This is a genomic window from Exiguobacterium sp. s127 (assembly GCF_018618695.1).
Taxonomy (GTDB): Bacteria; Bacillota; Bacilli; order Exiguobacteriales; family Exiguobacteriaceae; genus Exiguobacterium_A; species Exiguobacterium_A oxidotolerans.
Genome location: NZ_JACSMO010000033.1, coordinates 1 through 413 on the forward strand (window position 1 = coordinate 1; position 413 = coordinate 413).

At 48.9% G+C, this 413-nt stretch carries 2 tRNA genes; both read left to right on the forward strand.

What is annotated here, in order from left to right:
• Positions 1-124 precede the first annotated feature (124 nt).
• Positions 125-201, forward strand: a tRNA-Ile gene (locus tag KNP98_RS15925).
• 22 nt (positions 202-223) lie between these two features.
• Positions 224-296 (forward strand) — tRNA-Ala (locus tag KNP98_RS15930).
• Positions 297-413: the final 117 nt, after the last annotated feature.

The following is a 413-nucleotide window of genomic DNA, read 5'->3' on the forward strand; positions in this document are numbered from 1 at the left end:
AGGTAGCCGTATCGGAAGGTGCGGCTGGATCACCTCCTTTCTAAGGAAAACGTCCCGTAAGGGACATGCCCATCGTTCAGTTTTGAGAGTCCGATCTCTCAACTGAATCATCCCATATTTGAATGGGCCTATAGCTCAGCTGGTTAGAGCGCACGCCTGATAAGCGTGAGGTCGGTGGTTCGAGTCCACTTAGGCCCACCATTCAATTTTAAGTTCATATCCTGGGGCCTTAGCTCAGCTGGGAGAGCGCCTGCCTTGCACGCAGGAGGTCAGCGGTTCGATCCCGCTAGGCTCCATTTGTCTTGTCCATTTTCATGGAGAAGGCACTCGCACCTTGAAAACTGAAGACATCAACAAGACATCAAACTTTTTATAACCATGTCATTAGACGTGTGTTCTTAGAATACCAAAAT